Annotated in this window: 4 protein-coding genes and 1 pseudogene; 3 read left to right on the top strand and 2 right to left on the bottom strand. The window is 53.0% G+C overall.

Annotated elements, in window-relative coordinates; translation table 11 throughout:
• Positions 1 to 2,357 (bottom strand): annotated as a pseudogene (locus FDW87_RS10400) (YdbH family protein); the annotation flags it as partial.
• Positions 2,358 to 3,047: 690 nt separating this feature from the next.
• Here FDW87_RS10400 and FDW87_RS10390 point away from each other — a divergent pair.
• Together FDW87_RS10390 and hslJ are read left to right on the top strand one after the other, a co-directional pair.
• The gene (locus tag FDW87_RS10390) at positions 3,048 to 4,037 is read left to right on the top strand and encodes a 2-hydroxyacid dehydrogenase (RefSeq protein WP_003833196.1); all 990 of its coding nucleotides are present in this window, start codon (positions 3,048 to 3,050) and stop codon (positions 4,035 to 4,037) included.
• Positions 4,038 to 4,149: 112 nt separating this feature from the next.
• The gene (hslJ, locus tag FDW87_RS10385; RefSeq protein WP_016153186.1) at positions 4,150 to 4,569 is read left to right on the top strand and encodes a heat shock protein HslJ; all 420 of its coding nucleotides are present in this window, start codon (positions 4,150 to 4,152) and stop codon (positions 4,567 to 4,569) included.
• A 13-nt stretch (positions 4,570 to 4,582) separates the two neighbouring features.
• Here the strand turns inward: hslJ and FDW87_RS10380 are convergent, their stop codons facing one another.
• A complete protein-coding gene (locus FDW87_RS10380; RefSeq protein ID WP_003020360.1) occupies positions 4,583 to 4,849 on the bottom strand; it encodes a DUF333 domain-containing protein in 267 nt (88 codons plus the stop codon).
• A gap of 274 nt (positions 4,850 to 5,123) precedes the next feature.
• Between FDW87_RS10380 and nifJ the strand changes: the two genes are divergently transcribed.
• The gene (nifJ, locus tag FDW87_RS10375) at positions 5,124 to 8,648 is read left to right on the top strand and encodes a pyruvate:ferredoxin (flavodoxin) oxidoreductase (RefSeq protein WP_137379715.1); all 3,525 of its coding nucleotides are present in this window, start codon (positions 5,124 to 5,126) and stop codon (positions 8,646 to 8,648) included.
• The last annotated feature ends 1 nt before the right edge of the window (position 8,649 follow it).

The raw sequence follows: 8,649 nt of genomic DNA, 5'->3' as shown, positions 1-8,649 counted from the left end.
CCGGCTGCCATATTATCTTTGACGACGGCATCCGCCGTGTCTTTATCAATACGCAGCGTCATAGGCCCCGGATTGGTCAGCCAGCCGTCTTTAATGATCCACTTTTCGTTATCCAGCCATAACGGCAACGCACCGCTGACCGGGCCAGACATGGCGAATTGCTTGGGATTAACCGCGCTGATAAGCTCGCTGGAAGAGATATTCTGCACCCGTAATAATGCCGGATCGTGCTGCGGCATCCGCAGTTGTTGCATGATGACTTTGCCCCCCAGCAGTTCGGCGCTGACATCGCTTAACAGTAACGGATTGTCTTCACTCCAGGGATACGCCCCCTGTAGATCGGCGGCGATATTTTTCACCGTCACCTGATTCACCACTTCCGCAATACGCAGTGAAATAGGTCCACGCGTACCCAGTTGCCATGCGCCTTCACTAAACCGGAAAGGCAACACAAAATCGACGCCATTAATTTGGTTATCGGGCATCCAGGCGCTACCGCCTTTTAATACCCCATGGCCGCCCGCTTCAAAGCCCTGTTCCGGGGCAGCCGAAAACGCAACCTGCGCATACAGTTCACCTTCACGTAGCTTCATTTTCCAGTCTGGTGGGATGAGCGGTTGGAATACGGTGAGCGATTGTTTTGGCCACCAGGCCTGTCCGCGCAGGCGGATCCCGTCCCAACGGCCATTTACCTGTACTGGACCTATCGCGCCCGCGTGAAGCTGGCCTTTAAACTGGAAAATCGTCGGGTCGGTGCCTTCCACGCTGAACTTCAGGGTTGACGGCGGTAACACGCTCCCCCCGGTAAAGGTAGTGTTCCCTGCGTCCAGCGACAGCGCGCCGCTGAAAGTCGGTTTGTTGGCATCCCGTACCCAGACGATCGGCTCGTCCATCACCAGGCGCGGGCTTTCCACCTTCATGGTGCCGTATTGCAGGTGGTCAAATCCGGTGGAGAGATCAAAAAGCTTCAGGGTGTTGTCATGCCATTCGCCCTTACCCGCCACGTCCCAACGCGCATGCATTGGCGTAAAGCTGCCTTTTCCCCAGTACCGCCACTGCCAGCGACCCGCGTCAGGGAGAAAATCATTTGCCAGACCATCCAGATGCAATTCAAAACCGCCCATCTGGTTTTCATGCGCGCGCAATATAGCCTGCAGACGGCCATCTACGCCGCGCTGCGTTACTTTTACGCCCGCCAGCGGCCAGCGAATTTCGTCAATATCCAGCGAGTCAATCACCCGTCCACGCGAACGCAGCAGCGCTCCTGGCTCGAAAGCCAGCTGCGGGTCGTTCAGGCTTCCGGTGAGTCTGGCGGGTAATTTGGCGTAGAAGATCAGGTCACCCTGTTTCGCCTCGCCTATCAACTGTAACGGCATATCACTACTATCCACACCCAGCTTACCCGGCCCCAGCGTTAATACGGCGTTTCCTTTACCTGCATCGCCTTGGGTCAGTATGTTCAGACGCCCGCTCACCACCGCATTTTCCAGCCCGGCCTGCCAGTTTTCAACTTTCATACCCAACCGCCCGCTGAGCGGGAATCCCTGATAAGGCCAGTTCCAGCGACCGTCGCTGATGGTTAATTGCTGGCGGGTTATTTCCCACGGAAGATCGAGCAACGGATCGGCATTGTCCCGCGCCATAACGATCAGTTGTCCGCTGTTTTCTTGCCACTCCAGTTCGGCGTCCACCAGTGAGGGCTCCTGCGGCAAGCTCAGAGTAGCAACCGCATGACCGCTCACCGGTAGTCCATCAGGAACCAGCGGCATGGTAAATTCACCAACCAGTTTTACCGGCGGTTGCCCTTCAAACGCGGCTATATCCAGCTCATTTACCGTGAGATTTTGCCCGTGCAGACGCCCCTGGAATTTCACTTTTTCACCCTGGTAGCGCAGTTGCTGGGTCGATGGCGTTAGCGAAAGAGACAGTTTTCCCTGCCACTCCTGCCAGGGGGAGAGAATAACTTTGTCGATGTTAATCCAGGTATTGGGCAGCATCGATTGCCATTCAGCCAGCGTTTTGGGCGCTGCCGGAGACGCTTCTGTCTGCGGTAATTTAGCCAGGCAAGCGGAATCCAGCTCAATTGTCCCGACATTAAGCAACCAGCGGCTGGGATGGGAAAGATCGGCCTGAGTAATGCGCGCTAGCGGGCAATCATCGACCAGATAGCGGAGTTCCGGGATATGCAGCCCATGCCGTGTCAACCGTGGACTCTCATCCAGCGCGATGCGCGTGCCAACAGGTAACCAGACGCCCACCAGCGTAGGAACCCACAGGCCAAGCGTCATGACCAACGTCAGCGGCACGAGAATCAATAATAAGAGAAGTGCCAGAGCGGCTTTATATTTACCCTTCATGGGTAGTTAATATCCTGATTTAGCGAAAATTTAAGCCGGTTTAGGCCAGTATTGTGGCATGTTTAACAGGATATGCCCACATTAAGAATAAATTCCCATGAAGTATATGCACTATTTATCAATCAACGAGAATTAATAAAATAATAATCAATTCAATAAGATAGTGCGTTATTTTATATGGCACGCTGTTACACGTGCCGTCGGGAATATAAAGAACTCAGACTCAATGAGGCCTCAGTTCTCCATCGCTATGTTTAGGTCCTAAACGACCAGCTTCTATCAGAATTTCCTCAATGAGCTCTTCGAGGCACTCTCTACCATGATGATCGCAGACCAGATGTACCTGCCGGGAAATCTCCTCAGGTTTCATACCATCACATAATGCCGCCTTAAGCATTAAGGTGGCCCATCGCTTTGCTTCAGAGTGAGTTAACATGACCCCTCCCGATATTTGCTACCTGTATAAGCGTAGCTGTCTGGATGTGATTCGGCTGGCTTTTTACCTGCATCGATTACGGGTATTGAGTTGGACGGAAAAATATCCAGTTGTTGAAATTGAGTAACCTGCCCACACTAACAACAGATGCGCTGAAATTATTCATTACGCCTATGACTATCAATAACTTTTTAGATTTTGTAAAATAATTTGAATTGAATTAATGTGACGTCAAAATCACTGGAGAAAGTCTTATGAAACTCGCCATCTATAGTACAAAACAGTACGACAAGAAGTATCTGCAGCAGGTTAACGAGGCTTTTGGTTTTGAACTTGAATTCTTTGACTTTCTGCTGACGGAGAAAACAGCCAAAACAGCCCATGGCTGTGAAGCTGTCTGTATCTTCGTCAACGACGATGGCAGCCGCCCGGTTCTGGAAGAGCTGAAAAAGCATGGCGTGAAATATATTGCGCTGCGTTGCGCCGGCTTCAATAACGTCGATCTCGACGCGGCAAAAGAACTCGGCCTGCAGGTCGTCCGTGTGCCAGCCTATTCACCGGAAGCCGTCGCTGAACATGCGATTGGCATGATGATGACGTTGAATCGCCGTATTCACCGCGCCTATCAGCGTACTCGTGATGCCAACTTCTCTCTTGAGGGGCTGACCGGCTTTACCATGTATGGCAAAACAGCTGGGGTGATCGGTACCGGTAAGATTGGGATTGCGGCACTGCGGATCCTGAAAGGTTTTGGGATGCGCCTGCTGGCGTTTGATCCCTACCCAAGCGCTGCCGCACTGGAGTTAGGCGTTGAATATGTCGATCTTAAAACGCTGTTCGCGGAGTCCGATGTCATCTCCCTGCACTGTCCGTTAACGCCGGAGAATTATCACCTGCTCAATCACGAAGCCTTTGAGCAAATGAAAAATGGCGTGATGGTTATTAACACCAGCCGCGGGGCATTGATCGATTCACAAGCCGCTATCGATGCGCTGAAAAACCAGAAAATTGGTTCTCTGGGTATGGACGTGTATGAAAACGAACGCGACCTGTTCTTTGAAGATAAATCCAATGACGTGATTCAGGATGATGTGTTCCGCCGCCTGTCGGCCTGTCATAACGTGCTGTTCACCGGTCACCAGGCGTTCCTGACTGCCGAAGCATTGACCAGCATTTCTGAGACCACACTGCAAAATCTGGCACAGATCTCCAAAGGCGAAACCTGTCCAAACGCCCTCTTCTAATCCCTGTGCTCCCCTGGATTCAGGGGGGCATTTTCAGATAATCACCGATGCTAAAATCTTCAGTATCATTATTATATTGAATGTATTCCCGTCACAAACGTAGAGAAATTGAATGAAAAAAGTTGTCACGTTGATTGCGCTCAGCATGCTGATGGCTGGCTGTGTGAGCAATGGAAAAGTTTCCGTCAATCGCGAACAGTTGCAGCATCACCGCTTCGTTTTGCAGAGCGTGAATGGTAAAGCCGTCACCGTCGCTAATAACCCACCCGAATTGAGTTTTGGCGAAAACATGACGGTATCGGGAAAGATGTGTAATCAATTCCACGGTCAGGGCAAACTGTCCGACGGCGAGTTGAAGGTTAAAGATATGGCGATGACCCGCATGATGTGCGCCGATCCGCAGCTTAACGCGCTCGACGGGATCGTCAGCGACATGTTTAAGCAAGGCGCACAGGTCGATCTGACTGCTGACCAGTTAACACTGGCGACAGCAGAACAAACGCTGACGTATAAACTCGCGGATTTAATGTAGGAAACGCGGTGGCTTAATAGTTGCCACAGCTTCCGGCGGCAAGCGACTGCTCACTACAGCGTTTGCCGTTGGGTAACGCACACATTCCGATAGCTGAACCATCCAGCTGACGGGCAACGGAGAGCGAACCACCAATCATGGCGCAATTAGCTTCTCCAGAACTGGACATTGCGGCCTTCATCCCCGGTGCGACATGCGCGGCGGTTGCCTGCTGAACAGGTTCACTACTACAAGCCGATAATAATAACGCGGCACACCCTACCCAAAACGCTGCGCGCATCTTACTCCCCTCTGAATATTAACCAAACGACACAGCCATAAATAATAGGCAGCGGAAACACCGCCGTCGAGAGGCAATATGCGCATTTATGCGCACTGTTTACATTTTCTGGCAATTTTTTGGCTGCTCCTTTGATCAAACCATTCATTCTGTTTATTCGGGGGACACAAAAGCGAAAATCTGTCTTTAGCGCTTTTGCTAAACTAAAAGGATAACTACAGGATTCGCCGCTGTTACGCGTGTCCCTTTTTTTGCGCAATGTAAGGGTGTCAGTATGATCACAATTGACGGTAATGGTGCGGTTGCTTCGGTCGCATTTCGTACCAGCGAGGTTATCGCCATCTACCCGATTACGCCCAGTTCGACGATGGCGGAACAGGCGGATGCCTGGGCCGGGAACGGGCTTAAAAACGTGTGGGGGGATACCCCTCGTGTCGTAGAAATGCAGTCGGAAGGCGGTGCGATAGCGACCGTTCACGGCGCGTTGCAGACCGGTGCGCTCTCTACGTCGTTTACTTCATCGCAGGGCCTGTTGCTGATGATCCCGACGCTGTACAAACTGGCTGGTCAGTTGACTCCGTTTGTGCTGCACGTTGCGGCGCGTACGATTGCCACTCACGCATTATCCATCTTTGGCGATCATTCCGACGTGATGGCGGTGCGCCAGACGGGATGCGCAATGCTGTGCGCCAGCAGCGTTCAGGAAGCACAAGACTTTGCGCTAATTTCGCAAATGGCCACCCTGAAAAGCCGGGTCCCGTTTATTCATTTCTTTGATGGTTTTCGCACATCGCATGAAATTAATAAAATAGTGCCGCTGGCCGATGACACAATCCTCGGGCTGATGCCGCAGGCAGAAATCGATGCTCATCGCGCGCGCGCGCTCAACCCAGAGCATCCAGTTATTCGCGGTACGTCTGCGAACCCGGACACCTACTTCCAGTCACGCGAAGCAACAAACCCATGGTACAACGCGGTTTACGATCACGTAGAACAGGCGATGAACGATTTCGCTGCTGCGACGGGCCGTCAGTACCAGCCATTTGAATACTACGGTCATCCGCAGGCAGAACGCGTCATTATTTTGATGGGCTCGGCGATTGGAACCAGTGAAGAAGTCGTCGAAGAGCTGCTGGCACGCGGCGAGAAAGTTGGCGTTCTGAAAGTGCGTCTGTTCCGCCCATTCTCTGCCAGACATTTACTGCGCGCTCTGCCGGAAACGGTACGGAGCATCGCCGTCCTGGATCGCACCAAAGAGCCCGGCGCGCAAGCTGAACCGTTGTATCTGGATGTAATGACTGCGCTGGCGGAAGCCTTTAACTGCGGCGAACGAGAAACGCTACCGCGCGTGATTGGCGGGCGTTATGGACTTTCTTCCAAAGAGTTTGGCCCGGACTGCGTCATGGCGGTCTTTAATGAGCTGAGTAGCGCGAAGCCGAAATCTCGCTTTACGGTCGGTATCTATGATGATGTCACCAACCTGTCGCTACCGTTACCGGAAAACACCCTGCCCGGTACCGCGAAGCTCGAGGCACTGTTTTACGGGCTGGGCAGTGACGGTAGCGTGTCGGCCACCAAAAACAACATCAAGATTATCGGTAACTCTACGCCGTGGTATGCGCAGGGTTATTTCGTCTATGACTCGAAAAAAGCAGGCGGTCTGACGGTTTCTCACCTGCGCGTTAGTGAACAACCTATTCGCTCAGCGTATCTGGTGTCGCAAGCCGATTTTGTTGGTTGTCACCAGTTGCAATTTATCGATAAGTATCAGATGGCTGAGCGCCTGAAACCTGGCGGTATATTCCTGCTTAATACCCCGTACAGTGTGGATGAAGTCTGGACACGTCTGCCGCAGGAAGTTCAGGCTGTTCTGAATCAGAAGAAGGCGCGTTTCTACGTGATTAATGCGGCCAAAATTGCCCGCGAATGCGGTCTGGCTGCACGTATTAACACCGTTATGCAGATGGCGTTCTTCCATCTGACGCAAATCTTACCAGGCGACAGCGCTCTGGCTGAATTGCAGGGTGCGATTGCGAAAAGCTATAGCAGTAAAGGACAGGATCTGGTTGAACGTAACTGGCAGGCGCTGGCCCTGGCGCGTGAATCCGTCGCCGAAGTGGCGCTTCAGCCGGTTGACTCACATAGCGCTAATCGCCCACCGGTGGTTTCTGATGCCGCACCTGATTTCGTGAAAACCGTCACCGCGGCAATGCTCGCCGGTCTGGGCGATGCCCTCCCCGTTTCAGCGCTGCCGCCAGACGGCACCTGGCCGATGGGCACCACGCGTTGGGAAAAACGCAATATCGCCGAAGAGATCCCCATCTGGAAAGAAGAGCTGTGTACCCAGTGTAACCACTGCGTAGCCGCTTGCCCGCACTCGGCTATCCGCGCCAAAGTGGTTTCACCAGAAGCGATGGAAAATGCCCCTGCCAGCTTGCATTCTCTGGATGTGAAATCACGCGATATGCGCGGTCAGAAATATGTCCTGCAGGTTGCGCCAGAGGATTGCACCGGGTGTAATCTGTGCGTCGAAGTATGCCCGGCGAAAGATCGCCAGAACCCGGAGATCAAGGCCATCAATATGATGTCGCGCCTTGAGCACGTGGAAGAAGAAAAAGTTAACTATGACTACTTCCTCAATCTGCCGGAAATCGATCGCACTAAACTGGAACGCATTGATATTCGTACCTCGCAGTTGATAACACCGCTGTTTGAGTACTCTGGTGCCTGCTCTGGCTGTGGTGAAACGCCGTATATCAAATTGCTTACGCAGTTGTACGGCGACCGCATGCTGATCGCCAATGCGACCGGCTGTTCATCAATTTATGGCGGTAATCTGCCCTCAACGCCTTATACCACCGACGCCAATGGTCGCGGGCCTGCGTGGGCAAACTCCCTGTTTGAGGATAACGCCGAGTTTGGGCTGGGCTTCCGCCTGACGGTGGATCAGCACCGTGTACGCGTCATGCGTTTAGTGGAACAGTTTGCCGATAACATTCCGGCTGAACTGAATGACGCCCTGCACGCTGAAGCTACGCCAGAGGTGCGCCGTGAGCAAGTTGCAGCACTGCGCCAGCACCTGAAAGATGTCGACGGCGCACAGCAGTTGTTAACCGATGCCGATGCGCTGGTCGAGAAATCTATCTGGCTGATTGGCGGTGATGGCTGGGCTTACGATATTGGTTTTGGGGGACTGGATCACGTCCTGAGCCTGACCGAGAACGTCAATATTCTGGTACTGGATACCCAGTGTTACTCCAATACAGGCGGACAAGCATCGAAAGCTACGCCGCTCGGGGCCGTCACTAAATTTGGTGAGCATGGCAAGCGCAAAGCTCGCAAAGATCTTGGCGTCAGTATGATGATGTACGGGCACGTGTATGTTGCACAAATCTCTCTGGGCGCGCAGTTGAACCAGACGGTGAAAGCTATCCAGGAAGCGGAAGCCTATCCAGGTCCGTCGCTGATTATCGCGTATAGCCCATGTGAAGAGCATGGTTACGATCTCGCACTAAGCCATGATCAGATGCGTCAGCTCACGGCAACCGGGTTCTGGCCGCTGTACCGCTTTGATCCACGTCGAGCAGATGAAGGTAAGCTGCCGCTGGCGCTGGACTCTCGGCCACCGTCAGACGCCCTGGCCGAAACATTGCTTAACGAGCAGCGCTTCCGCCGCCTGAATGCCCAACAGCCAGAAGTCGCAGAACAGCTCTGGAAAGACGCCGCAGCCGATCTGCAAAAACGCTACGACTTCCTTGCGCAGTTGGCTGGAAAAGCGGAAAAGAGCGGTACCGAGTAAT

Origin of the sequence: Citrobacter sp. wls826 (assembly GCF_005281245.1) — a bacterium.
Lineage (GTDB): Bacteria > Pseudomonadota > Gammaproteobacteria > Enterobacterales > Enterobacteriaceae > Citrobacter > Citrobacter braakii.
The sequence above is the reverse complement of the archived record's forward strand: the minus strand, read 5'-3'. Positions and strand labels throughout refer to the sequence as shown.